This window comes from Sanguibacter antarcticus, from assembly GCF_002564005.1.
In the GTDB taxonomy this organism is placed as follows: domain Bacteria; phylum Actinomycetota; class Actinomycetes; order Actinomycetales; family Cellulomonadaceae; genus Sanguibacter; species Sanguibacter antarcticus.
Genome location: NZ_PDJG01000001.1, coordinates 483,514 through 508,490, shown reverse-complemented (window position 1 = coordinate 508,490; position 24,977 = coordinate 483,514). Strand labels below are relative to the sequence as shown.

General features: G+C 68.6%; 26 protein-coding genes and 1 tRNA gene. 2 read left to right on the top strand and 25 right to left on the bottom strand.

The features are described from left to right. Nucleotides 1-18 precede the first annotated feature (18 nt). The 21 genes from nucS to argS all read right to left on the bottom strand — a co-directional run bounded on the left by nucS (nucleotide 19) and on the right by argS (nucleotide 21,346). On the bottom strand, nucleotides 19-714 hold the full coding sequence (gene nucS, locus ATL42_RS02295) for an endonuclease NucS (RefSeq protein ID WP_098453970.1): 696 nt from the start codon (nucleotides 712-714) through the stop codon (nucleotides 19-21). Nucleotides 715-751: 37 nt separating this feature from the next. Continuing rightward, nucleotides 752-1,177, bottom strand: a complete 426-nt coding sequence (locus tag ATL42_RS02290; RefSeq protein WP_098453969.1) for a DUF2550 domain-containing protein — start codon at nucleotides 1,175-1,177, stop codon at nucleotides 752-754. Nucleotides 1,178-1,200: 23 nt separating this feature from the next. Then, nucleotides 1,201-1,473: a F0F1 ATP synthase subunit epsilon gene (locus ATL42_RS02285; RefSeq protein WP_098453968.1), complete on the bottom strand. Its 273-nt coding sequence runs from the start codon at nucleotides 1,471-1,473 to the stop codon at nucleotides 1,201-1,203. A gap of 53 nt (nucleotides 1,474-1,526) precedes the next feature. Further along, nucleotides 1,527-3,005, bottom strand: coding sequence for a F0F1 ATP synthase subunit beta (gene atpD / locus ATL42_RS02280; RefSeq protein WP_098453967.1), 1,479 nt, complete (start codon nucleotides 3,003-3,005; stop codon nucleotides 1,527-1,529). An 81-nt stretch (nucleotides 3,006-3,086) separates the two neighbouring features. Continuing rightward, nucleotides 3,087-3,980 carry a F0F1 ATP synthase subunit gamma gene (locus ATL42_RS02275; RefSeq protein WP_098453966.1) on the bottom strand — a complete coding sequence of 298 codons (894 nt, stop codon included), beginning with the start codon at nucleotides 3,978-3,980 and terminating at the stop codon, nucleotides 3,087-3,089. Nucleotides 3,981-3,983: 3 nt separating this feature from the next. After that, entirely contained in the window at nucleotides 3,984-5,618 is a 1,635-nt protein-coding gene (gene atpA, locus ATL42_RS02270; protein WP_098453965.1) for a F0F1 ATP synthase subunit alpha, read from the bottom strand. 85 nt (nucleotides 5,619-5,703) lie between these two features. Further along, complete coding sequence (locus ATL42_RS02265; RefSeq protein WP_098453964.1) at nucleotides 5,704-6,519, bottom strand: F0F1 ATP synthase subunit delta; 816 nt, start codon at nucleotides 6,517-6,519, stop codon at nucleotides 5,704-5,706. After that, the gene (locus ATL42_RS02260; protein WP_098453963.1) at nucleotides 6,519-7,103 is read right to left on the bottom strand and encodes a F0F1 ATP synthase subunit B; all 585 of its coding nucleotides are present in this window, start codon (nucleotides 7,101-7,103) and stop codon (nucleotides 6,519-6,521) included. The genes ATL42_RS02265 and ATL42_RS02260 overlap by 1 nt, the downstream gene beginning before the upstream one ends. Further along, complete coding sequence (gene atpE / locus ATL42_RS02255; RefSeq protein WP_098453962.1) at nucleotides 7,103-7,339, bottom strand: F0F1 ATP synthase subunit C; 237 nt, start codon at nucleotides 7,337-7,339, stop codon at nucleotides 7,103-7,105. The genes ATL42_RS02260 and atpE overlap by 1 nt, the downstream gene beginning before the upstream one ends. A 102-nt stretch (nucleotides 7,340-7,441) precedes the next feature. Beyond that, the gene (atpB, locus tag ATL42_RS02250) at nucleotides 7,442-8,236 is read right to left on the bottom strand and encodes a F0F1 ATP synthase subunit A (RefSeq protein WP_245862015.1); all 795 of its coding nucleotides are present in this window, start codon (nucleotides 8,234-8,236) and stop codon (nucleotides 7,442-7,444) included. Nucleotides 8,237-8,425: 189 nt separating this feature from the next. Beyond that, nucleotides 8,426-8,914 (bottom strand): Cg1360 family ATP-synthase-associated protein, encoded by a 489-nt coding sequence (locus ATL42_RS02245; protein ID WP_245862012.1) that lies wholly within the window; start codon nucleotides 8,912-8,914, stop codon nucleotides 8,426-8,428. Next, nucleotides 8,911-10,035, bottom strand: a complete 1,125-nt coding sequence (locus ATL42_RS02240) for an MraY family glycosyltransferase (protein WP_098453960.1) — start codon at nucleotides 10,033-10,035, stop codon at nucleotides 8,911-8,913. Before ATL42_RS02240 ends, ATL42_RS02245 begins: the two co-directional genes overlap by 4 nt. Beyond that, entirely contained in the window at nucleotides 10,032-10,781 is a 750-nt protein-coding gene (locus ATL42_RS02235) for an L-threonylcarbamoyladenylate synthase (RefSeq protein WP_098453959.1), read from the bottom strand. Before ATL42_RS02235 ends, ATL42_RS02240 begins: the two co-directional genes overlap by 4 nt. Continuing rightward, the gene (prmC, locus tag ATL42_RS02230) at nucleotides 10,778-11,719 is read right to left on the bottom strand and encodes a peptide chain release factor N(5)-glutamine methyltransferase (RefSeq protein WP_098453958.1); all 942 of its coding nucleotides are present in this window, start codon (nucleotides 11,717-11,719) and stop codon (nucleotides 10,778-10,780) included. Before prmC ends, ATL42_RS02235 begins: the two co-directional genes overlap by 4 nt. Before the next feature lie 4 nt (nucleotides 11,720-11,723). Next, a complete protein-coding gene (gene prfA, locus ATL42_RS02225; protein WP_098453957.1) occupies nucleotides 11,724-12,809 on the bottom strand; it encodes a peptide chain release factor 1 in 1,086 nt (361 codons plus the stop codon). Between the two features lie 128 nt (nucleotides 12,810-12,937). Further along, nucleotides 12,938-13,156 carry a 50S ribosomal protein L31 gene (gene rpmE, locus ATL42_RS02220; RefSeq protein ID WP_098453956.1) on the bottom strand — a complete coding sequence of 73 codons (219 nt, stop codon included), beginning with the start codon at nucleotides 13,154-13,156 and terminating at the stop codon, nucleotides 12,938-12,940. A gap of 130 nt (nucleotides 13,157-13,286) precedes the next feature. Next, nucleotides 13,287-15,452: a transcription termination factor Rho gene (rho, locus tag ATL42_RS02215; protein WP_098453955.1), complete on the bottom strand. Its 2,166-nt coding sequence runs from the start codon at nucleotides 15,450-15,452 to the stop codon at nucleotides 13,287-13,289. Between the two features lie 347 nt (nucleotides 15,453-15,799). Then, nucleotides 15,800-16,726 (bottom strand): homoserine kinase, encoded by a 927-nt coding sequence (gene thrB, locus ATL42_RS02210; RefSeq protein ID WP_098453954.1) that lies wholly within the window; start codon nucleotides 16,724-16,726, stop codon nucleotides 15,800-15,802. 112 nt (nucleotides 16,727-16,838) lie between these two features. Then, nucleotides 16,839-18,149, bottom strand: coding sequence for a homoserine dehydrogenase (locus ATL42_RS02205; protein WP_098453953.1), 1,311 nt, complete (start codon nucleotides 18,147-18,149; stop codon nucleotides 16,839-16,841). 120 nt (nucleotides 18,150-18,269) lie between these two features. After that, nucleotides 18,270-19,655, bottom strand: a complete 1,386-nt coding sequence (gene lysA / locus ATL42_RS02200; RefSeq protein ID WP_098453952.1) for a diaminopimelate decarboxylase — start codon at nucleotides 19,653-19,655, stop codon at nucleotides 18,270-18,272. Further along, a complete protein-coding gene (gene argS, locus ATL42_RS02195; protein WP_098453951.1) occupies nucleotides 19,652-21,346 on the bottom strand; it encodes an arginine--tRNA ligase in 1,695 nt (564 codons plus the stop codon). Before argS ends, lysA begins: the two co-directional genes overlap by 4 nt. A gap of 112 nt (nucleotides 21,347-21,458) precedes the next feature. Here argS and ATL42_RS02190 point away from each other — a divergent pair, with 112 nt between their 5' ends. Together ATL42_RS02190 and ATL42_RS02185 are read left to right on the top strand one after the other, a co-directional pair. After that, a complete protein-coding gene (locus ATL42_RS02190) occupies nucleotides 21,459-22,124 on the top strand; it encodes a FadR/GntR family transcriptional regulator (RefSeq protein ID WP_098453950.1) in 666 nt (221 codons plus the stop codon). 128 nt (nucleotides 22,125-22,252) lie between these two features. Then, nucleotides 22,253-22,328 (top strand) — tRNA-Arg (locus tag ATL42_RS02185). On the opposite strand, the gene ATL42_RS02180 is transcribed toward ATL42_RS02185, so the two are convergent. Genes ATL42_RS02180 through ATL42_RS02165 form a run of 4 tightly spaced genes read right to left on the bottom strand, consistent with a single transcriptional unit; the run spans nucleotide 22,329 to nucleotide 24,796 of the window. Continuing rightward, nucleotides 22,329-23,141: a DNA-3-methyladenine glycosylase family protein gene (locus tag ATL42_RS02180; protein ID WP_098453949.1), complete on the bottom strand. Its 813-nt coding sequence runs from the start codon at nucleotides 23,139-23,141 to the stop codon at nucleotides 22,329-22,331. Then, entirely contained in the window at nucleotides 23,138-23,773 is a 636-nt protein-coding gene (locus ATL42_RS02175; protein WP_098453948.1) for a methylated-DNA--[protein]-cysteine S-methyltransferase, read from the bottom strand. The genes ATL42_RS02180 and ATL42_RS02175 overlap by 4 nt, the downstream gene beginning before the upstream one ends. After that, a complete protein-coding gene (locus ATL42_RS02170) occupies nucleotides 23,770-24,270 on the bottom strand; it encodes an RNA polymerase sigma factor (protein WP_245862009.1) in 501 nt (166 codons plus the stop codon). The genes ATL42_RS02175 and ATL42_RS02170 overlap by 4 nt, the downstream gene beginning before the upstream one ends. Before the next feature lie 28 nt (nucleotides 24,271-24,298). Beyond that, nucleotides 24,299-24,796, bottom strand: a complete 498-nt coding sequence (locus ATL42_RS02165) for a methylated-DNA--[protein]-cysteine S-methyltransferase (protein WP_098453947.1) — start codon at nucleotides 24,794-24,796, stop codon at nucleotides 24,299-24,301. Between the last annotated feature and the right edge of the window lie 181 nt (nucleotides 24,797-24,977).

Below are 24,977 nucleotides of genomic sequence, written 5' to 3'. Positions count from 1 at the left end.
CTGACGGGGTGCGAGGTCTCAGAAGAGACGCGAGTCCACGTCGTCGGTGCCCTTCATCGCGGCATAGTCGAGGAGGACGCAGGTGATACCCCGGTCGGTGGCCAGCACCCGTGCCTGAGGCTTGATCTCTTGCGCGGCGTACACGCCACGGACCGGGGCGAGGTGCGGATCCCGGTTGAGCAGCTCGAGGTATCGCGTGAGCTGCTCGACACCGTCGATGTCTCCACGGCGCTTGATCTCGATCGCGACCGTGCCCCCCGTGCTGTCTCGCGCCAGGATGTCGACGGGCCCGATCGCGGTGGGATACTCCCGCCGGACCAGGGTGTGTCCTGTTCCGAGCAGCTCGATCTGTTCCGCGAGCATCGCCTGGAGGTGGGCCTCGACGCCGTCCTTGATGAGTCCAGGATCGATCCCGAGCGAGTGCGACGAGTCGTGCACGACCTCGTGCAGCTCGATCTCGAGCCGGTCGTCGCTCTTCGCGTGCTGCACCGCCCAGACCTGCGTCACTCCCCGAGCGACGGCGTCCTCGTCGGGCACCGAGACTGCCATGGAGCACGGTGGGCTCATCCAGTTGAGCGGCTTGTACGAGCCGCCGTCGGAATGCAGCAGCACGCTGCCGTCTGCTTTGACGACGAGGAGACGGGTCGCGAGCGGAAGGTGTGCGGACAACCGACCGGTGTAGTGGGCCGAACAACGGGCGACGACGAGACGCACGACGATCTCCTTCGGTGTGTGGGGTGTCGGGCAGGCGTCACACGACGGGATATCGCCGGCTCGGGGGCGCAGACTCGAGCCAGGAGGAGAACCCTGAGTAGGCGCCGACGGACATCGTGAGCTCGAAGGTCGTGTCTTCGTAGAGACACTGGACGAGCCACAGCTCCGGAGCCGCCGCGTCCGCAAGCTCGACGCGACCGACGATCGTGAGATTCTCACGGAGCCACTGGTGCTGCGGTCGGGGTCGTAGAGACCAGGAACGCCACCAGTCGATCCTGTCGTCACGGTACACGGCGAACCCTGCGTGCCAGACGGCCTGGCTCTCGTCACGACCGGACATCCGCCCAGCGGCCTCGAAGGAGAACGCGAGCCTGGAGACAGCACGAAGTCGTGAGAAGCCCCATGTGACGAGGACCAAGGCTACGAGAAGCAGCCCGACCACGCACCAGAGGAGGATTCTCACGACTTCGACAGGAGATCAGTCCGTCAGACTGCGGCGCCGGCCATCTCGACCGAGTCCGCCACGATCGTGACGGTGTCCGAGTCGACCGAGATGAAACCGCCGGTGATGACAGCCTCGACGTGGGTACCCTCCGCCGAGGTGATCCGCACACGGCCGGCCCGCAGGACTGCGAGCAGCGGTGAGTGCCCCTGGAGGATGCCGATCTCACCGTCGGCGGCCGGCGCGCTGACCTGGCGAGCCGGTCCGGACCAGACCTTGCGGTCTGCTGCCACGAGGTCGACCTCGAGCTGTGCCACGTGTGTTCTCCTTCAGATCTCAGTGCTGGAGCGGGAGGGGTAGGACGCCTGGATCAGACGCCGTACTCCTTCTGGATCCGCGCCCAGTTGCGCTCGAGGTCCTCAAGACCACCGATGTTGAAGAACGCCTGCTCGGCCATGTGGTCGAACTCTCCGTCAGCGATCTTCGAGAAAGCCTCGATCGTCTCGGACATCGGGACGGTTGAACCGGCCACGCCCGTGAACTGCTCGGCCATGTACGTGTTCTGCGAGAGGAACTGCTGGATGCGACGGGCACGTGAGACGACCGTCTTGTCCTCCTCGGAGAGCTCGTCGACACCGAGGATCGCGATGATGTCCTGCAGCTCCTTGTTGCGCTGGAGGATCTGCTTGACGCGCGTCGCCGTGTCGTAGTGCGCCTGGCCCACATAGCGCGGGTCGAGGATGCGCGACGACGAGGCGAGCGGGTCGACAGCCGGGTACAGACCACGCGATGCGATCTCGCGGGAGAGCTCGGTCGTCGCGTCGAGGTGAGCGAACGTCGTCGCCGGCGCGGGGTCGGTGTAGTCGTCGGCGGGGACATAGATCGCCTGGAGCGAGGTGATCGAGTGTCCACGTGTCGACGTGATGCGCTCCTGGAGCTGACCCATCTCGTCGGCCAGGTTCGGCTGATAGCCGACCGCGGACGGCATGCGCCCGAGCAGCGTGGAGACCTCGGAGCCCGCCTGCGTGAAGCGGAAGATGTTGTCGATGAAGAGCAGCACGTCCTGCTTCTGCACGTCGCGGAAGTACTCGGCCATCGTCAGAGCCGAGAGCGCGACACGAAGACGCGTGCCTGGCGGCTCGTCCATCTGGCCGAACACGAGCGCGGTCTGCTTGATGACGCCCGACTCGGTCATCTCTTCGATGAGGTCGTTGCCCTCACGGGTGCGCTCGCCGACGCCGGCGAACACGGAGACACCGTTGTGGTTGTTCGCGACACGGTAGATCATCTCCTGGATGAGGACGGTCTTTCCGACTCCTGCACCACCGAAGAGGCCGATCTTCCCACCCTGGACGTACGGGGTGAGGAGGTCGATGACCTTGATGCCGGTCTCGAACATCGTCGTCTTCGACTCGAGCTGGTCGAAGGGCGGCGGCTTGCGGTGGATCGGCCAGCGCTCGGTGATCTCGATCTTCTCGCCGGGCTTCGCGTTGAGGATCTCGCCGGTCACGTCGAAGACGTGTCCCTTGGTCACGTCGCCGACGGGCACGCTGATCGGCGCCCCCGTGTCGGTGACCACGGCACCGCGGACGAGTCCGTCGGTGGGCTTGAGCGCGATCGCCCGGATGAGCGAGTCGCCCAGGTGCTGGGCTACCTCGAGCGTCAGGACGAAGGACTTCTCGGACTCCCCCTGGGCGGAGAGGTCGATCTCCACGGTGAGTGCGTTGTACATCTCGGGGATGGCATCGGCCGGGAACTCGATGTCCACGACAGGACCGATGACGCGGGCAACGCGGCCCACGCCCGGCCCAGCCTTGGAGTCGACCGGAGCTTCGACGGTGGCGGTCATGACTGGCCTCGCTTCGCTGGGCCGGAGGTAGCTCCGGCGGGGTCTGTGCTGGGTCTGGGTGCTGTAGTCATCATGTCTCGGTCACGACGCGGCAAGCGCATCGGCGCCTGAGACGATCTCGCTGATCTCCTGGGTGATCTCACCCTGACGTGCCTGGTTGGCGAGCCGTGTGTAGAGACGGATGAGGTCCTCGGCGTTCTCCGTCGCGGTGTGCATCGCACGTTGACGCGAGGCGAGCTCCGAGGCCGCCGCCTGGAGCAGGCAGCTGTAGATCCTGCTGCGGACGTACCGCGGCAGGAGAGCGTCGAGTACTGCGTCCGGTGTCGGCTCGAAGTCGTAGAGCGGAAGCGTCTGAGCCGGTTCGACCGGTGCGACGCCGTCGACGACCTCGAGTGGGAGCATCCGGATGACGCGAGGACGCTGGGTAACCATGTTGACGAACTGCATGTAGACGACGTGCAGCTCGCCGACACCGTCGTTCTGGTCATCGAGGAAGGCTTCGAGGAGCGTGTCTGCGATGTCTTCCGCGGTCTCGGGGGTCGGCGCGTCGGACGCACCCGTCCAGGACTGGACGATCGGACGCCCACGGAAGTGGTAGTAGGCGAGCGCACGGCGACCGCTGACGTAGAGGTCGATCTCCTTGCCCTGCTCGGTGAGGCGTTCGATGAGACGTTCGGCCTCACGGATCGCGCTCGCCGAGTAGGCCCCTGCCATCCCGCGGTCCGACGCGATGAGGAGCACCGCGACGCGAGGCGCAGCGGGACGCTCAGACGTCAGTGGGTGGTTGACGTCCGTGTGCGTCGCCACGGACGACACAGCACGGGTGATCGCGTCCGCGTACGGCTCGGAAGCCGTGACTCGTGCGCGCGCCTTGCCGATGCGTGACGCAGCGATGAGCTCCTGCGCCCGGAACATCTTCTTGAGCGACTGTGTCGACTTGATCCGCGCCTTGTAGACGCGCTGGTTGCCAGCCACCCGTCAGGCCTTCTTCTGTCGGACGATCTGCTCCTGCTCGACGGGAGCCGCTGCGTCGTCGTCCTCGTCGACCCCACCGACGAGCGGCGAGCCGTCAGCCTTGAGGAAGCCGTTGCGGAACTCCTCGACAGCATCGGTGAGCGCCGACTCGGTCGCCTCTTCGAGCTTGCCCGTCGACGCGATCGTCGTGAGCACCTCGGTGTTGCGACGGAGGTGGTCGATCATCTCGGTCTCGAAACGACGGACGTCCTCGACGGGCACGTCGTCGAGCTTGCCCTTCGTGCCGGCCCAGATCGATGCGACCTGGTCCTCGATCGGGTACGGCGTGTACTGCGGCTGCTTGAGCAGCTCGAGGAGGCGCGCTCCACGGTTGAGCTGGGCACGGGACGCGGCGTCGAGGTCGGAAGCGAACATCGCGAACGCCTCGAGAGAGCGGAACTGTGCGAGGTCGAGCTTGAGCGTCCCAGAGACCTTCTTCATCGCCTTGATCTGCGCCGAACCACCGACGCGCGACACCGAGATGCCGACGTCGACTGCAGGGCGCTGGTCGGCGTTGAAGAGGTCGGACTGGAGGAAGATCTGACCGTCGGTGATCGAGATGACGTTCGTCGGGATGTACGCCGAGACGTCGTTCGCCTTGGTCTCGATGACCGGCAGGCCTGTCATCGATCCGGCACCCAGCGCGTCCGAGAGCTTTGCACAACGCTCGAGGAGACGGGAGTGCAGGTAGAAGACGTCTCCCGGGTATGCCTCACGGCCCGGCGGACGCCGGAGGAGGAGGGAGACAGCGCGGTACGCCTCAGCCTGCTTCGACAGGTCGTCGAAGACGATGAGGACGTGCTTGCCCTCGTACATCCAGTGCTGGCCGATGGCCGAGCCCGTGTACGGAGCGAGGTACTTGAAGCCGGCAGGGTCAGAGGCGGGGGCCGCGACGATCGTCGTGTACTCCATCGCGCCTGCTTCTTCGAGCGCGCCACGGACGGCAGCGATCGTGGAGCCCTTCTGACCGATCGCGACGTAGATGCAGCGCACCTGCTTCGTCGTGTCGCCGGTCTCCCAGTTCGCCTTCTGGTTGATGATCGTGTCGATCGCGATCGCGGTCTTCCCGGTCTGACGGTCACCGATGATCAGCTGGCGCTGTCCGCGACCGATCGGGATCATCGCGTCGATCGCCTTGAGCCCGGTCTGGAGCGGCTCGTGGACGGACTTGCGGTCCATGACGCCCGGAGCCTGGAGCTCGAGCGCACGACGACCGGTCGTCGCGATGTCGCCGAGCCCGTCGATCGGCATGCCGAGCGGGTCGACCACACGACCGAGGTAGCCGTCACCGACGGCGACCGACAGGACCTCGCCCGTCCGACGGACGACCTGGCCTTCGTCGATCCCCGTGAACTCACCGAGGATGACGACACCGATCTGTCGGACGTCGAGGTTCAGCGCGAGGCCGAGCGTGCCATCCTCGAATCGAAGCAGCTCGTTGGCCATTGCTCCCGGAAGTCCTTCGACCTGGGCGATGCCGTCACCGGCCAGCACAACGCGGCCGACCTCTTCTGTGACGACGGACTCAGGTGTGTAGGACTTCACGAAGCTGTCCAGCGCGGCCCGAATCTCCTCGGGCCGGATCGTCAGCTCAGCCATTGCTCTTCTCCTGTCGTGGCCGCATGTGCGGTCGTACTTGCATGTCTGTTGTGCCGACGGGGTCGGCCGTGCTGTAGGTGCGTGATCATCCAGCCAGCTGCCGACGCGCGTCAGCAAGACGCGCGAGGACCGTCGAGTCGAGGACGTCGGAACCGACCTGCACACGCAGCCCGCCGATGACCTCCGGGTCGACGGTGACGTTGAGCTGGATCTGAGCGCCGTAGGACTCTGCGAGGAGCCGACGAAGCCTGCCTTCCTGCTCAGCGGACAGCTCAGCACCGACCGAGACCGTCGCGACACGCTTGTGGCGCCGCGCTGCTGCCATGTCACCGACCCGGACCAGCGCCGGCACGAAACGCTCACCGCGAGGGGTTGCCGTCGCTCGACGGCAGACCGCGAGCGTGACCGGGTCCACCTTGCCCTCGAGCAGGTCGTCGACGAGCTGGACGCGCCGGGTCGAGGCTGTCGAGCTGTCGGACAGAGCCCGACGGACGTCGCGCTGACCGACCAGTCCACGTGTGACCTGGAAGAGCTCGCTCTCCACGGTCTCGAGGGCTCCACGAGCCTGCGCTGAGGCGAGGTAGGCATCGAGAGCGAGGTGGTCGACCGCGTCGACCAGATCACGCTCGGTCGACCAGCGCGACCGTGCAACACCTTCGAGAAGGTCGACGGTCCTCGGATCGAACCCACGCGACAGCAGCGACCGGACGAGGCCGGCCTTGTCCTGCGCAGGGCGCGACGGGTCCGAGAGGGACCGTCGGAGCGGCCCCGAGCTGTCGAGCGCGTCGACGACCGTAAAGAGCTCGTCACCGACGACCTGTGACTTCTCGCCTGCGGCCGTGAGAACGGGCTCGAGCTGCTCCCGCGCCGCGGCGAGCGACGCCAGGCTGGTCCCGCGCATCAGTTCCCCTTTGCTGCTGTGCTGACTTCCGACGCCTCGAGCTCATCGAGGAAACGGTCGACGACCCGAGACTGCCGGGCAGCGTCCTCGAGGGACTCGCCGACGATCTTGGAAGCCAGCTCGGTTGCAAGGGTGCCCACATCGTTGCGCAGCGACACGGACGCCTGCTGACGCTCCGCCTCGATCTGGCGCTGTGCAGTCTCGAAGATGCGTGCAGACTCTTCAGAGGCCTTGGACCGTGCCTCGGTGACGATCTCCCCGGCCTCGGCCCTCGCGTCCTCACGGATGCGTGCTGCCTCGGTGCGAGCCTCGAGAAGCTGCGCCTTGTACTCGGCCAGCAGAGCATCGGCTTCTGCCTGCTTCGCCTCTGCCTGGTGAAGACCGCCCTCGATCAGCGCGGTGCGTTCGTCGAGGATCTCCGTGAACTTCGGGAGAACCAGCTTGTAGAACATCCACGCGATCGGGATCAAGACGACAGCAGACCAGATGATGTCGTAGTTCGCGGGGATGAACAGTCGGATACCTTCGACCTCTTCTTCCCCGGCCGCGGCCAGGATCGCTCCGACTGCTCCCAGGGTTGACATCAGGCGACGAAGAGGAAGCCAGCGACGATACCCAGCAGAGCGAGAAGCTCGACGAAGGCAACACCGATGAACATGGTCGTGCGGAGCTGGCCTGCGACCTCAGGCTGACGTGCCATGCCTTCGACGGTCTTGCCGATGAGGATTCCGAGGCCGATGCCCGGGCCGAGCGTGCCGAGTCCGTAGCCGACCGTCGCGATGTTTCCGGTCAGCTCTGCAAGCGTGGTGGTGGTGTCCACTGGGGTGATCCTTCCGTTGGGCGCCCCGTCGGGGCGTCGTGTGGGCCGTAGTAAGTGGGTGTGGTGCGGAGAGGCAGGTCGAGGTGCGCAGAGGCGTCAGCCTCAGTGCTCCTCTTCTACAGCCATGGAGATGTAGACCGCGGCGAGCAAGGTGAACACGTACGCCTGAAGGACGGCTACGAGGAGCTCGAACAAGGTGAAGCCGAACCCGGCGACGAGGGACACGATGCCCATGGCCTTGAGCGCACCGGCTGCTTCGAAGAAGAAGAAGTGTGTCGCACCGAAGCAGAGGACCAGCAGGAGGTGTCCTGCGATCATGTTGGCGGTGAGTCGCAGCGCGAGCGTCGCCGGCCGGAAGACAAAGACCTGAAGGATCTCGATCGGCGTGATGAGGAAGTAGAGGAACCACGGCACACCGGGCGGGAACAGGCTGTTCTTGAGGTAGCCACCGAGCCCGAACTTCTTGATCCCGGAGGCCAGGTACACGACGTACACCCAGAGGGCGAGCAGTACCGGCAGACCGAACAGCGACGTCCCAGCGATGTTGAGGAGCGGGATGATCCCCGTGATGTTGAAAGCAAGGATCGCGAAGAAGATCGTCGTCAGCATCGCGACGTACTTCCGCGAGTTGTGCCCGAGGATCTCGTCGGCGATGTTCACACGGACGAAGTCGAGCGCGATCTCCGCGACGTTCTGCGATCGACCCGGTACCAGCTTCGCGTGGCGAGCAGCCACCACGAAGAGCCAGATGAGGATGACGGCCGCGATGACGCGGACGAGCATGATCCGGTTGAACTCGAAGATCGTTCCGTCGAAGAACAGTGCCGGGGGGAAGAACTCGGCGATCGATGGTGGATGGAACTCTCCGCCCTCAGTAGAGGCGGTGAACTGCGTCAACGTCGCTAGGGTGGACAGAACGAACTCCTGCTCGTCGTGGTCTGAGTGGCAGCGGCTGCATCGCGCGCTTGCCTGAGGCTGACCTGTGCGTCATGGATCACCAGAATTCTAACCCATCAGGGCTGTGGTCCGGACCCTCCTCAGAGAGGGCGAGCATCGCTCGACAGCACTGGCTGGCTCTCCGAACGGTCATCCGAGGGGGGTCGTGTACGGCTCCCGGCCCTTGACGACCGAGTACATGTCGAGCGCTGCGGAGCCTACGACGCCGAGAAGGACCACCACGGCGAAGACCACCCGGTGGAAGAAGTCCATCTGCCCCACCGTCGCCAGGACGACGACCAAGACCAGCATCTTGACGATCCAGGCCCCGAGGACCACCGCCATCGTGACGTTCGGGCTCTTGTCGGCGGTGTAGAGCATCGACAGGATCGTCGTCCCCGAGAACAGAAGAGTGATCGCTACACCGAGCATCGCGCCCCACACACCGGGCAGACCAGCGACGAGCATCCCGATCCCTACGCCGAGGACCACGAGCAGCACCAGGAGCGCCAGCGTCGCTCGGAGCGCAGCCCGGAAGATCTCGGCGGTGACGTGTGCCGGCACCGTCGGGATCACAGGGTGGAGTCCATCGGTCTCTGAACCGGGGAGCGGCGTCTGAGACGGGTCAGGCACGGTCATGGTGTCGATCCTTCGGAGGTTGCGTTGCGACGCGCTGCGCGGCCGCGCAACGGTCCGAGCGTCAGCGCGACAGAGACGACCACGACGATGCAGAGCCCACCGACGACCGTGCGCCACGGCACGGTCACGAGAGCTGCAGCCCCGAAGGCGAACACCGCGCTCCACATGTACATGATGATCACGGCGCGAGGGTGAGAGTGGCCGAGAGCGAGGAGCCTGTGGTGCAGGTGCATCCGGTCGGGGTGGAAGGGTGACTTGCCGGCAAGCATCCGGCGGACGACCGCGAGCATCATGTCGAGCAGCGGCAGGAGGAGGACAGCCATCGGCAGGAGGATCGGGATGAACGCCGGCACGCTCTGGCCGTTCGACGCCCGCTCCGGATCGATCTGCCCTGTGACGACGATCGACGCCGCCGCGATCGTGAGCCCGATGAGCATCGATCCGGAGTCACCCATGAAGATCCGCGCCGGATGGAAGTTGTGCGGCAGAAAGCCGAGACAGGCCCCGACGAGCGCAGAGATGACAACTGTCGCAAGGTTGGAGTAGTCGGTGGGGTTGGCGTCCTGGGTGAGGAGATACGTGTAGACGAAGAACCCCGTCCCGCCGATCGCGATCATCCCGGCAGCGAGCCCGTCGAGCCCGTCGACGAAGTTCACCGCGTTCATGGCGACGACGACGACGAGGACGGTCGCGAAGAGCGACAGCCTGCTCGAGCCGATCGTCAGCCCGCCGACGGGGATGGTGATGAGCTGGACCCCTTGGACCGCCATGAAACCTGCGGCGAGCACCTGACCGACGAGCTTGGTCATCCAGTCGAGGTCCCAGATGTCGTCGGCCACGCCGAGCAGGCACACCATCGCCCCTGCACCGAGGATCGCCCACGCCTCGTTCGAGGAGTCGAAGACCCCTTCGAGAAAGGGCATCTGCGACGCGAGGACGAACGCGGTGGCGATGCCGAGCAGCATGGCGACGCCCCCGAGGCGCGGGGTCGGGATCGTGTGGACATCGCGCGCCCGGACCGCCGTGACGGCTCGGGTCCGGACAGCCAGCCAGCGTGCGAACGGAGTGAGGAGGAACGTGACGGCCCCCGCCACGAGCATGACAAGAAGGTAGACCCTCACCGGGCGTCGTCCTCGGTCTCAGGGGTCGTGGACGCCTCAGGGGGCGTGGGTTGTTCCTCGGACGGTTCCGGGGCCTTCGTCTCGACGGGTGCAGGCACCTGGAACGGTTCCACCGCCGTGACGGTGAGAAGCTCCTCGAGGCTCAGGGCGCCCTCTCGCACGACCCGCAGCACGCCGCCTGTGGCGTCGACGATCGTCGATGCCACACCGCCTGGAGCGGTCCCGCCGTCGAGGAAGACCTGCACCGAGTCGCCGAGCTGAGCGTGGGCCTCGGTCGCGGTGAGTGCCGCCTGCTGGCCCGTGCGGTTGGCGCTCGAGACCGCCATCGGGCCGGTCCGTGCCAGGAGCGCGAGCGCGGCCGGGTGGTCCGGCATGCGCAGCGCCACCGTGCCGTGGGTCTCCCCGAGGTCCCAGGCGAGGGACGGCTGTGCACGCACGATGATCGTCAGCGCGCCGGGCCAGAACCGCTCGGCCAGCGCGCGTGCTCCCTCGGGAACGTCGGTCGCCAGGCCGTCGAGGGTCGCGACGGAGCCCACCAGCACCGGCGGCGGCATCTGCCGTCCACGCCCCTTGGCGGCGAGCAGCGCGGCCACCGCGTCGGGCGCGAAGGCGTCGGCGCCGATCCCGTAGACCGTGTCGGTCGGCAGCACGACGAGCCCGCCGCGCTGGACGGCGTGCACCGCCTCGTCGATAGAGATTCCCCACACGGACGCGTCGTGGGCTGGGCGGATGCTCGACGTACTCACGACCGAGAGTCTTCCATGTTCGTGGGCCCGTCTGCGCGCGAGCCCACGGTCCGACGTGCCACGACCATGCGCGGACGTCCGGTGAGGTCCGCTCCGGTCGTCGCAGGCTCGAACGCGCGGAGGTCGTCGATCATCGCGCGCGCCGCAGCCGCCTGCACCTCAGCGTGCTCCATGACGAGGAGACCGCCCGGACGCAAGAGCCGTGCAGCCGCTGCAGCGACACCGCGCGGCACCTCGAGGCCGTCGGACCCCAGCCCGTAGAGCGCGACGCCTGGATCGTGGAGCGCCACCTCGGGGTCCTTGGGGACAGCACCTGGTGGGACGTAAGGAGGGTTGGTCACGACCACGTCGCACAAGCCGTCGAGCTCGGAGAGCGCACGTCGCGCGTCTCCTCGGACCACGATGAGGCGCGGCTCCGGGCCCTGGTCTCCGAGGATGCGCTCGACGTTGCGCCGAGCCCACCCGAGAGCGGCTGCATCGAGCTCGACGGCGTGGACGGTGCACCCCGGCGCCTCGGTCGCGACGGCGAGGGCGATGGCCCCAGAGCCTGTGCAGAGATCGACCACCCGGGCGGCGCCCGTGCGGGCGAGCACCGCCACCGTCTCGTCGACAGCGCGCTGGGCGACGGTCTCGGTCTCCGGTCGCGGCACGAAGACCCCAGGGCCGACCTCGAGCTCGAGATGACGGAAGGGCGCGGATCCGACGAGGTGCTGGAGCGGCTCACGCTCGGCGCGGCGTGCGACGAGGACGTCGAAGGCCTCGGCCGCGCCCGCCACGTCCAGCGGCCGGCCCAGGAGCGCCGCTGTCACCACGTCGCTCCGGGACATGCCCGCGGCGTGAGCGAGCAAGAGCTCAGCATCGGTCCGCGCGCTCTCGACGCCTGCTGCGGCGAGGAGCGCAGCGGCGGACCGTACGAGCTGGCCCACGTCATGCGCCACGGGGTCAGCTCCCGGCCGCTGCGAGACGAGCAGCCTCGTCCTTGTCGATCGCCGACCGCACGACCGGTTCTAGGTCGCCGTCGAGCACCTGGTCCAGGTTGTACGACTTGTATCCGGTGCGGTGGTCGGCGATCCGGTTCTCCGGGTAGTTGTACGTCCGGATGCGCTCGGAGCGGTCGACCGTCCGTACCTGGGAACGACGGATGTCGTTGGCTGCCGCGGCCTCTTCTTCCTGGCGCGCGGCAAGGAGCCGGGCACGCAGCACGCGCATCGCCTGCTCTTTGTTCTGCAGCTGCGACTTCTCGTTCTGCATCGACACGACGATCCCCGACGGGACGTGCGTGATCCGCACGGCAGAGTCCGTCGTGTTGACGGACTGCCCGCCAGGACCGGACGAGCGATACACGTCGATGCGCAGGTCGTTCTGGTCGATCTCGAGCTCGCCCGCGTCCTCGACCTCGGGGAAGACGAGAACCCCGGCCGCGGACGTGTGGATGCGGCCCTGCGACTCCGTCGCCGGTACGCGCTGGACCCGGTGGACACCGCCCTCGTACTTGAGGTTCGCCCAGGCTCCGTCCTCCGGTGCCACGGTGCCCTTCGCCTTGACCGCGACCTGGACGTCCTTGTAGCCGCCGAGATCGGACTCTGTGGCCTCGATGATCTCGGTCTTCCACCCGCGGCGCTCTGCGTAGCGCAGGTACATGCGCAGGAGGTCTCCGGCGAAGAGCGCGGACTCCTCGCCTCCCTCCCCCGCCTTGATCTCGAGGATGACGTCACGACCGTCGTCCGGGTCGCGCGGGACGAGGACGCGGCGGAGCTTCTCGGTCGCGACGTCCGCGGCCTCCTGGAGCGCCGGGACCTCGGCGGCGAACGACGCGTCCTCGGCTGCGAGCTCGCCCGCAGCCTCGGCGTCATCGGTCGCGCTGCGCCACCCGCGGTACGCGGCGACCACCTGGCCCAGCTCGGCGTAGCGTCGGCCGAGGGTCCGTGCCCGACCGGCGTCGGCATGGATCGCGGGGTCAGCGAGCTGCCCCTCGATCTCGGCGTGCTCGGCCAGGAGCGGCTCGACCACCGCGAAAGACTCGCTCATGTGTGTCTGTTCCTCGACTTGTCTGATGCTCGACATCCGGTCCTGGAAACACGACAGCGCCGGCGGGACGACGCCCGACTGCCCCTGGAGAGGTTGTCGATCGTCGTCCCACCAGCGCTGTGGGAGTGCTACTCGGCCGTCGGCTTCTTGCCGTAGCGCGCCTCGAAGCGGGCCACGCGGCCACCGGTGTCGAGGATCTTCTGCTTGCCCGTGTAGAACGGGTGGCAGGCAGAGCAGACGTCGGACGCGATCTGTCCGGACGTCTGGGTGCTGCGGGTGTGGAACGTGTTGCCGCAGGTGCAGGTGACCACGGTGTCGACGTACTCGGGGTGGATATCAGCCTTCACGGGTATTTCTCCTTGGGACATGCCGCTGGGTCGAGGACAGGACCGCCCTCGTGAACCAGAAGTCAACGGACCATTGTGACAGAACAACAGACGGGACCGAAATCATCCCGCCGAGGCGGTGCACGGACGACTAGACGGTGCGACCAGCATTCTCGTCGTCCAGGAAGTTGCCGGGTGTCGTCTTCTGCACCTGGAGCAAGAACTCGGCGTTGGACTTCGTGTCCTTGAGCTTGCCGAGCAAGAGCTCGATCGCCTGCTGGTGATCGAGCGCTCCCATGACACGCCGCAGCTTGTAGATGACCCGCAGCTCGTCCTGCCCCATGAGGATCTCCTCGCGGCGCGTGCCTGACGCGTTGACGTCGACCGCAGGGAAGATCCGCTTGTCGGCGAGCGACCGGGCGAGCCGGAGCTCCATGTTGCCCGTGCCCTTGAACTCCTCGAAGATGACCTCGTCCATCTTGGACCCGGTCTCGACGAGAGCGGACGCGAGGATCGTGAGCGAGCCGCCGTGCTCGATGTTGCGCGCGGCACCGAAGAACCGCTTCGGCGGGTACAGCGCCGAGGCGTCCACCCCACCGGAGAGGATGCGGCCCGAGGCAGGCGCCGCCAGGTTGTACGCACGGGACAGGCGCGTGAGGGAGTCGAGGAGCACGACGACGTCTTGACCGAGCTCGACGAGCCGCTTGGCCCGCTCGATGGCGAGCTCCGCGACGATCGTGTGGTCGGAGGCAGGGCGGTCGAACGTCGAGGCGATGACCTCACCCTTGACCGTCCGCTCCATGTCCGTGACCTCTTCAGGGCGCTCGTCCACGAGGACGACCATGAGGTGGACCTCAGGATTGTTCGCCGTGATCGCGTTCGCGATCTGCTGCATGATGATCGTCTTTCCCGCCTTGGGCGGGGAGACGATCAGACCACGCTGGCCCTTGCCGATAGGCGCGACGATGTCGATGACACGAGGCGTCAGACGGGTGGTGTCCGCGTGCTCGAGACGCAGGCGCTCCTGCGGGTACAGCGGCGTGAGCTTCGCGAAGTCCGCACGGCCGTGGGCCTCCTGCGGGTCCATGCCGTTGACCGAGTCGAGACGCACGAGAGCGTTGTACTTCTGACGGTTCGCCGTCGCCTGCCCGGTGTTCTCGCCCTCGCGCGGCTGGCGCACTGCGCCGGTGACAGCGTCACCACGACGCAGTCCGGCCTTCTTGACCTGGCTCAGAGAGACATAGACGTCGTTCTGACCGGGGAGGTAGCCGCTCGTCCGGACGAACGCATAGCTGTCGAGGATGTCGAGGATCCCAGCGACAGGCAGCAGCACGTCGTCTTCGGTCACCTCGGTGTCGTCGAACGCCGGGATGTCGTTGGTGCCGTTGCCGGGACGGGTACGGCCGCGCTTGCGGTCGCGGTCGCGGTAACGGTCACGGCCCCGGCGACGACGGCCGCCGCGCTCGTCGTCGTCGTCCTGACCGACGGTGCGCTCACGGTCGTTGCGGTCGCTCTGCGAACCGTTGCGGTCGTTCTGCGCGCTGCGGTCGTTCTGCAAGTTGCGGTCGGAGCGGTCGCTCTGTGCTCCAGCACGATCGGGACGCTCGCTGCGCTCCGAGCGGTCGCTGCCGGCGCGGTCCGGACGCTGGCGCGGCGGGCGCTGCTCACCGTTCTGCCGTGACGCGCCCTCGCTCGTGGCGCCGTCGACGATGTTCGCAGCCGGGTCGGCCGAGGAACCGGTCGCGGCACGCGCTCCGTCCTGGGGCGCACCGGCGCCTCGCGCGGCACGACGGGAGCCACGCTCGCGCTGACCGCGCTCTGGCAGCGTCACGTCGACGACCGCCGCAGCGGCCCGAGCCGCCCGCTCGTCGACGGTCTCTCCTGGTGCGAGCCTGACGTCCGAGCGCTCGGCGCGCGCCGGACGTTCGTGAGCCGGAGCCTGTGCTTGGACGAGAGTGTCCGTCTGGGCTGCTGCACGCGCCGAGCGAGAGGCGCGCTCGCGCACCGGCGCCGTGTCGCTCGACGACGCAGCGCCGGAGTCGGCCGTTCGTGCCGTCGCAGGAGGCGCAGCCTGCGAGCTCGCCGGGGCCTGCTCCGTGGCGGTCTTCTCCACGGAGCGTGCGGGGCGCGTCGTCGCGCCGCCCTGGGTCGCCTTGATGACGTCGAGGAGATCGCTCTTGCGCATCTTCGACGTGCCCTTCACCCCGAGCTGGGCGGCGAGCGCCTGCAGCTCAGGGAGCCGGAGTGCCGAGATGGCGCCGGAACGGGATGAGCCGTCTGCAGGACTGCTGCTGACGGCCTCGATGGTTTCTGTCACGAAGGACCCTTCCCCTCGTCTACGGCCTCATGCCTTGACAGGCGGGCCGCGGGCGGTCGACGTACGGCACTGAGGCGGCCGGTACGTAGTACGAGCGCACGTCACCAGGACAGTGGGACCAGACGTCAGGCGTCGCGGCTCGGATTGTCTCCCAGAAGATGTGCCGGTTCCGGATTCACCGTGGCTGTCCAACAGGAATCTCGATGATCCACAGTGACGCCGTGCGGGGCATCTCGCGGTGATCGGAGTGGCACACTGCCAACCGGCGAGTGCCGGAGGGTGCAGGAGACTGCCGCAACTGTATCACTCGAGCACCCGCTCCTGGCGGGCTCCTGACGCACCGCCGACTAGACGCGCTCGGCGGCAGCTCCTCGCAGGTCCAGTCCCGGGCGCATCACCGTCCACTGCTCTGATCCCCCGACGAGGTCGTCCACCGCACCGGCGACGAACCGCGCTCGGGCGGTCCGCTCGAGCACGAGGACCGTGGGACCCGCGCCTGAGACCATCGCGGGAACTCCCTGGGCACGCAGTCCCCGGACGAGCTCCCAGGTGCTGACCATGACGCCAGACCGGTACTCCTGGTGCAGCCGGTCCTGCGTCGCGTCGAAGAGCAGGTCCGGGTCCTCAGCGAGCGCATGGACGAGCAGAGCCGTGCGGCCGGCGTTGAACGCAGCGTCCGCGTGCGGGACCTCGGCGGGCAGGACACCGCGCGCGGTGTGCGTCGCGAGCCGCGAGACCGGGACGAGGACGGTCGGTTCGATCTCCGGGTGCACCCGGAGCCGAACGGCTCGTGGGGGGTCCCCCGGGGACGGCGTCCACGCCACCGTGGCTCCACCGAGGATCGCCGGCGCGGCGTTGTCCGGGTGCCCCTCCATCTGGGTGGCGAGCGCGAGCACCGTGGCGTCGTCGAGCGCGCCCGGGTCGGCGACGAGCATCCGCGCCGCCAGGAGGCCGGCGACGACCGCAGCCGCCGACGATCCCATCCCTCGCCCGTGCGGGATGCGGTTCGTGCACGTGAGGTGCAGGCCGGTCTGGGGTGCACCCGCATGGTCGAGAGCGAGACGCAGGGCACGCACGACGAGGTGACGGTCGTCGTCTGGCACCTCCCCCGCGCCTTCGCCGGTGACGTCGACCTGGACGCGCGCGCTGCCGAGCGCGCGCACCTCGAGGGTGTCGTGATAGCCGAGCGCGAGACCGAGGGAGTCGAACCCCGGGCCGAGGTTCGCGCTCGTGGCCGGGACGCGTACGCGGACGTGATCCGCACCGAGCTGCATCGCCGGCGTCAGGAGAGCTGGAGAGCGTCGGCGATGGAGACGACGTGCGTCGAGAGGTGTGCGGGCAGGAGATCGGCGTACTCACGGATGATCCCTCGCCACAGGTGCGCCATCAGGATCCCTCGACTCTCAAGACCGACGTGACGTCTTGGACGGCGTCCAGGTCGGCGATCGCGGCGACGGTGGCCGCGAGCGCAGACTCGGCAGCGGAGTGCGTGGTGATGACGAGGTGCGCGATCCCGGTGGATCCGTCGTCGGACGACTCCGGCGCCTGGCGGACGGCCTCGATGGAGACGCCGTTCTCGGCGAGGAGCTGTGCCACCTGCGCGAGGACGCCAAGCCGGTCGTCGACGGCGATCCGTACCTGGTAGCGGGTGATCGTCGAGGACGGCGAGGCGATCGGCAGCTGGGCGTAGCTCGACTCGACCGGGCCTCGTCCGCCGAGGACCCGGTGGCGCGCGACGGAGACGACGTCTCCCAGGACGGCCGAGGCCGTCGGTGCGCCGCCCGCGCCGCGGCCGTAGAACATGAGCTCACCAGCCGCTTCGGCTTCGATGAACACGGCGTTGAAAGCGCCGCGCACGCCAGCGAGGGGGTGCGCGAGAGGAACCAGGGCTGGATGGACCCGTGCGGACACACCGTCCGGGGTGACCTCGCAGATGGCGAGAAGCTTGATGACGTGGCCCGTCTTGGCGGCCCAGGCGACGTCGTCGGCGGTGATGGACGTGATGCCTTCTCGGCTGACGTCGTCGAGCGTGACACGGGTGTGGAACGCCAGGGACGCGAGGATGGCTGCCTTGGCGGCGGCGTCGTAGCCTTCCACGTCGGCCGTCGGGTCGGCTTCGGCGTACCCGAGCTCCTGGGCCTGGGCAACGGCTTCGTCGAACCCCATGCCGTATGCGGACATCTGGTCGAGGACGTAGTTCGTCGTGCCGTTGACGATGCCGAGGACTCGTTCGACCCGGTCGCCTGCGAGCGACTCGCGAACCGGTCGGACGAGCGGGATCGCGCCCGCGACGGCGGCCTCGTAGTAGACGTCGACGCCGGCTTCGTCTGCTGCGTGGTACAGGGTCGGTCCGTCTTCCGCGAGGAGAGCCTTGTTGGCGGTGACCACCGAGGCGCCGGACGCCACCGCGCGCAGGATGAGCGAGCGTGCTGGCTCGATCCCGCCCATCACCTCGATGACGATGTCGGCCCGGGCGACCAGTCCGTCGGCGTCCTGCGTGAGCAGAGCGGGGTCGACGACGGGGTCGCGAGCGATCGACGTGTCACGGACGGCGATCCCGACGAGCTCGAGACGAGCGCCGACACGCGACGTGAGGTCGTCAGCCTGCTCGGTGAGGAGCCGGACCACCTGCGTGCCCACGACGCCGCAGCCGAGAAGTGCGACGCGGAGCGCCGTTGGTGCGGGCACGAGTGCCACCCTTCGATTCGTCGATCTCGATGTTCTCCCGGGCGGAGGGCTCGAGTCAGGTCTGGTGTCGGTCTTCGACGATCCTCACCTGAGGCGCCCACCCGTGGGTGGACGTCTCACGATACGGGTCTAGCCCAGGTCGAGCGCAAGGAGGTCGTCTTCCGTCTCGCGGCGGACGATGACCCGCGCCTCGCCGCGGTCGACGACCACGACGGGAGGACGCAGGACGTGGTTGTAGTTGCTCGCCATGGACCGCCCGTAGGCACCTGTCGCGGGGACCGCGAGCAGGTCCCCGGGTGCGATGTCAGCCGGCAGCCGGAGGTCAGGGATGACGATGTCCCCGCTCTCGCAGTGCTTGCCGACGACGCGGGCCCGCACCGTCTCGGCCGAGCCGGTGCGGTTGGCGAGGCGTGCGGTGTACCGGGCGTCGTAGAGCGCGGGGCGGATGTTGTCGCTCATCCCGCCGTCGACCGCGACATAGGTCCGCACGCTGCCGTCCTCGAGCGTCACCGGCTTCACGACGCCGACGGTGTAGAGCGTCACCGTGGTCGAGCCGACGATCGCGCGGCCCGGTTCGATGGAGATGCGCGGCACCGTCGTCGACAGCTCTGTGCAGACCGACGCGACGACCTGGGCGAGATCCGTCGCGAGCGCACGCACGTCGATGGGAACCTCGCCGGGAAGGTAGGCGATCCCGTACCCGCCGCCGAGGTCCAGCTCGGGCATGAGGAATCCTGTCTGCGCACGCAGCTCCTCGCGCAGACCGAGCATCTTGCGGGCGTTGACCTCGAACGCCTGGGCGTCCTGGATCTGCGAGCCGATGTGCGTGTGGGCACCGAGGAGCTCGAGCTCGGGGTGCGCGAGGACGGACTGCAACGCGTCGAGTGCCTGCCCGCCGGTGAGCGAGATGCCGAACTTCTGGTCCTCGTGGGCCGTCGAGATGAACTCGTGCCCGCCGGCGTGGATGCCGGTCGTCACGCGCACCATGACCGGGACCCGGTCGTCGGAGGTCCGGCCTGCGTCGCGAGCGGCCTGCGCGATCCGCTCGATCTCGGCGTGCGAGTCGACGACGACGCGCCCCACCCGGGCGTCGATCGCGCGAGCGATCTCGGAGTCCGACTTGTTGTTGCCGTGCAGCCCGATCTCGGCGCCGGGGACCCCGGCGCGCAGCGCGACCGCGAGCTCGCCACCCGTGCACGTGTCGACACGGAGCCCGTCGGCGCGTGCCCAGCGGGCGACCGCCACAGAGAGGAAGGACTTGCCGGCGTAGTAGACGTCGACCGTGCTGCCGACCGCAGCGAAGGCCTCGCTGAACGCGTCTCGGAACAGCCGCGCCCGCGCGTGAAAGGTCTCCTCGTCGAGGATGTACGCGGGGGTGTCGAAGCGTCCGGCGAGGTCCGTGGCACCGATACCGGCGAGCGCCAGCTCCCCGTCCTGATCGAGCACCGCTGTGTGCGGCCAGACGTTCGGGTCGAGCGCGACCGAGCCGGTCCCCGGCTCCTCGACGGCGCTCACATCCGCTCCGGGGCGTTCACGCCCAGGAGGGCGAGACCGTTGGCGAGCACCTGGCGGGTCGCGTCGTTGAGCCACAGGCGTGTCCGGTGGACGTCCGTGACCTCTTCGTCGCCGACGGGCGTGACCCGGCACTCCGCGTACCACTTGTGATAGTCGCCGGCGAGGGCCTCGAGGTACCGTGCGACCCGGTGCGGCTCGCGTAGCTCGGCAGCCTGCGCGACCACCCGGGGAAACTCGGTGAGCGAGCCGAGGAGGGACGACTCGGTCTCGGCCGTGAGCAACGACGGGTCGAACGTGTCGGCCCCGCTGCTGTCCTGGCGGAGCACGCCGTGGTCGGCCGCGTTGCGCGCGACGTTCGCCGTCCGCGCGTGCGCGTACTGGACATAGAAGACCGGGTTCTCGTTCGTGGCGCGGGCCAGCAGGTCGAGGTCGAGGTCGATCGTCGAGTCTGCGGACGAGCGGACGAGCGAGTAGCGCGCCGCGTCGACGCCCACGGCGTCGACGAGGTCCTCGAGCGTCACGACGTTGCCTGCACGCTTGCTCATCCGCAGCGGCTGGCCCTCCTTGAGCAGGTTGACCATCTGACCGATGAGGATCTGCAGGTTCTTCCCGGGCTGGTCGCCGAAGGCTGCGCAGACGGCCATCATCCGCCCGACGTACCCGTGGTGGTCGGCGCCGAGCATGATGATGACGTCGTCGAACCCGCGCTCCCGCTTGTCGAGGTAGTACGCGATGTCGCCGGCGATATAGGCGGCCTCGCCGTCCGACTTGATGACGACGCGGTCCTTGTCGTCGCCGAAGTCGGTGGTCCGCAGCCAGGTGGCACCGTCGGACTCGAAGATGTGGCCGGCGTCGCGCAGCCGAGCGACAGCACGGTCCACCGCGCCGGACTCGTGGAGCGTGTCCTCGTGGAAGTAGACGTCGAAGTCGACACCGAAGCCGTGGAGCGCGTCCTTGATCTCGGTGAACATCCGGTCGACCCCGATCGCCCGGAAGGCCTCCTGCGCCTCCGCGTCGGGAAGCGTGAGGGGGTCGGGGTCACCTGCTGCCGCCACCTGGGCACGGACGGCGTCGGCGATCTCCTGGATGTACTGGCCTCCGTAGCCGTCTTCAGGAGCGTCCTCACCCTTTGCACGGGCGAGCAGCGAGCGCGAGAAGCGGTCGATCTGGGCGCCGTGGTCGTTGAAGTAGTACTCCCGGGTCACCTCAGCACCCGCTGCTTCGAGGACTCGGGCGAGCGAGTCGCCGACCGCGGCCCACCGCACACCACCGATGTGGATGGGGCCCGTGGGGTTGGCCGAGACGAACTCGAGGTTGATCTTCTTGCCCGCCTCGACCTGGCCGCGGCCGTAGGCGGCCCCCTCCCGAAGGATGGTGCGCGCGAGCTCGCCGGCCGTCGCCGCGTCGAGCGTGATGTTGAGGAATCCCGGACCGGCGACGTCGACGCTCTTGATCCCCGGCGTGGCCGCGAGTCGCCGTGCGAGGTCGTCGGCGAGCGCCCGTGGAGACATGCCTGCCTTCTTCGCCAGCTGGAGCGCCACGTTCGTGGCCCAGTCGCCGTGCTCGCGCTGACGAGGTCGTTCGACGTGGACCAGGCTGGGGATCTCGGCCGGGTCGAGGGCGAGCGTGCCCTCGGCGTGGGCAGCGGTCAGGGCAGCGCGAAGGGCGTCGGAGAGCTCGGTGGGGGTCACCCCACGATCCTACCGACTACGCGCCTCCTCGGTGTCGGAGGTCACCGAGTAGGGTGCCGGGGAACGCACGGACGCGGGCGCACCGCTCCATCGAGCTGAGAGACGTCATCGGATGAACGACAGATCAGGACTCATCGACCGAGCAGTCGACGAGATCCGCCGCCACATCACCTCAGGCGACTGGCCTGTCGGGAGCCGTATCCCCACAGAGCCCGCGCTGACAGCGCTGCTCGGTGTCGGGCGTAACACCGTGCGCGAGGCGGTCCAGTCCCTCGTCCATGCCGGGCTCCTCGTCCGTCGCCAGGGCTCGGGCACCTACGTCCTGTCCGACTCCGAGCTGACGGTAGTCATGGGGCGCCAGATCGCCGACGCCACGCACGTCCACATCCTCGAGGTGCGCCGCAGCCTCGAGGTCGAGGCTGCCCGGCTCGCAGCCAGCCGTCGCACCGCCGAAGACGTCCTCATCCTGCGGACGCTCAACGCCGACCGGCAAGAGGCGTTCGGGAGCGGAGACGTCGACGCGATGGTCGCGTCCGACCTCGCGCTGCACCGTGCCATCGCGGCAGCCGCCGGCAACCCTGTGCTCCTGTCGCTCTACGAGAACCTCATCGACGCGATCGGAGCGAACATCCGCACGAACGTCGTCGGGCTCGTGCACACCCGGTCCGAGGACGACCACGACGCCCTCATCGAGGCGATCGCTGACGGGGACGCTCGTCGAGCCATGGGCGAGATCACGTCCTACCTCGGAACATACATCGGCGATCCCGTCGCCTGAGCGGTCGCTCAGTCGCGCCTCTCGCGGTCGACGCGAGCGCGGCGCGCCAACTCCGTCGCCCAAGGCTGGTAATGTGCTCCATGCCTGATCCGGACGACGCCCGCGCGTCGGTTCCGGCCACGGTCCCCGCCCTCGTAGCTCAGGGGATAGAGCGTCTGCCTCCGGAGCAGAAGGTCGTAGGTTCGAATCCTATCGAGGGCACCATCAAGGCTCGGGCTCCCGCCAGGGAGACCGAGCCTTCGTCATCGCGGGGCGAGCGTCTCCGTAGACGGCCTGCGTCCACAGGTGCGTCACGGCGTAGGCACGCCACGGCGCCCAGTCTCGACTCAGCGCGGAGGCCTCCCGCCCGCTCCGTACCCCGAGAGCGCGCTTGAGCACGAGGTCGTCGGCAGGGTAGGCGTCGTGGTCGCCGAGTGCCCGGAGCGCGAGATAGTCGGCGGTCCAGGGGCCGACACCCGGCAGGCCGAGGAGCGCAGCCCTCACCTCTCGGGGATCCGTCGAGGTGAGCAGCACGACGCCGTCCGTCACGGCACGCGCAAGGCCCACGACCGTGGCGGCCCGCGCCCGCGTCAGGCCGACGAGCGCGCGCAGCTCCTCAGCGTCCGTGCCTGCGAGCACCGCGGGACGAGGGAACGCCCGCAGCCCGGCCGGAGCGTCCGTCCCGAGCACCCGCAGCCCCGGCCGCGCGGCGACGAGCGGCCGGAGCAGCTCGGACTCCGCGAGGCGGGTGTCGACGGCGGCGACGTCGCGGTCGAGGTCGAGCCATCGGCGGGCGAGACGCACGAGATCGCCGGTGACCTCGACGGGGCCGGCCCGTCCGGTCGCGCTCAGCGTCACCGCACCAGGGGTGTCCCACGCCGCGGCGAGGCCCACCTCCCCGTCGTGCACGACCTTCGAGTGCGTCCGCCCCTCGACGTCGCAGGTCTCGAGACCTGGGACCGCATGAGCGGCGATGGTCCGCAGCAAGGGCTCGAGCGTGAGGGGCAGCGTGCAGGGCACGTCCAGCGTCGCGCTCATCGACCGCGCTCGAGGTCGAGGAGCCACGCCTTCGTCGCAGCACCCCCGGCGTACTGGCCGAGGCCACCGTCCGTGCGGACGACGCGGTGGCAGGGCAGAACCAGCGGGAGGGGGTTGCGCGCGCACGCTGTCCCCACCGCCCGGGTGGCGCGCGGGCTCCCGGCACGTGCGGCGACGGCGGCGTAGCTCGCCGTGCTCCCGTAGGCGATCGTCGGCAGCGCCGTGACGACGTCACGCCGGAAGCCCACAGCCAGACGGAGGTCGAGAGGGACGTCGAAGGTGCGGCGGCGCCCGGCGAAATATTCGTCGAGCTCCGTCGCGGTCGCGTCGAGCCGCGCCGGTGCGTAGAGCACGCGCGGGCTGATGCGCAGCGCGAGGGTGCTGAGCACGGCCTCGAGGCCCTCGGAGGCGAACGCGACACGAACGAGACCCTCGGTCGTGGCCGCGAGGACGAGCTGACCCACGGGGGTGTCGAGGGTCCGGTAGGCGATGTCGAGGAGGTCCTCGTCTGCCGCGGCCGCGGCGAGGCGTGCGGCGAGACGGGTCGATGCGTCGTCGTCCGCGGCTCCCAGCGTCTCCAGGAGGCTCGAGGCCGTCGCGTCAGGAAAGGTCGGCAGGCTGTCGTTCGTCATCGCGATCCCCCTCCAGAGGGTTCGAGCGCGGGTCGGTAGGTCCGGCGCAACGCCTTCATCCCGTCTGCGGCGGCCCGGCGGGCCGCGGGCTCCGAGCCGCCGACGATCTCGGCGACCTGGGCGTAGGGCAGCCCGACGAGGTAGTGGAAGGCGATCGCCTCCCGCTGTCGGAGCGGCAACGCAGCGACCGCGGTCACGAGGTCCGGGTCCCCCGTCGCTTCGTGCGCACCGCGTTCCGGCACCGTCTCGACCGGGACCGGGCGTCTCCCGGCAGCGCGCAGCGCGTCGATCGACTTGCGTCGAGCGATCGTCACGAGCCAGGCCTCGACGTTGGTGTCAGCCGGGAGCGCGGGGTAGGCCCGCAGCGCTGCGAGGAACGTCTCGGACCACACGTCCTCGGCATCGTGCACGCCCGCGACCGTCCTGCACAGGCGCAGCACGGCAGCGCCGTGCTGTCGCACGACGGCGTCGAAGGGGGGCAGGCTCGCTGTGCTCACCGGGCACCGGACCGTCGCCGGACGACCATCAGAAGAGCACCCCTGACCGGCCGTGAGCGGGGTTCTCCAGGTCGAGGAGAGCGCGCTTGCGCTCGATACCGCCGGCAAAGCCGACGAGCGATCCGTCAGCCCCGACGACGCGGTGGCACGGCACGACGATGCTCAGCGGGTTCCGACCGTTCGCGGCGCCCACGGCCCGGACCGTCCGGGGATCGCCGAGGTCGTGCGCGATCTCGGCGTACGACCGGGTCTGGCCGTACGGGATCCGCGCGAGCGCCGCCCAGACCCGGAGCTGGAACGGGGTGCCTGCGGCGGCGGTCTCGACGGTGAAGGTGCGCAGCTCCCCCGCGAAGTACCGGGTGATCTCTTCGCGCAGCAGCGCAAATCCTGCCTCCGTCGCCTCCCCGAAGGATGCGTCCGACGGCCGGTGGACCGCGTCCGTCATGTACAGCGCGCTGAGCGTGCCGTCCGTCGCGACAGCCGTCAGATCGCCGAGCGGCGAGCTGATCACCGTGAACGTCTTCATCGTCTCTCGATCCGTCCGTGTCCGTGAGCGTGGTCGTCGGGCAGGCGTCTGTGCCGGTTCGTCGCCCTGATCTGTAGACGTCCGACGGAGAGGATTCGTGAGGTCGAAAACATGGGACCTTTGGCGCATGTGACCTGGGTTACAACGTCTACTGTGAGACCAAGACAAAGATCTCACACGG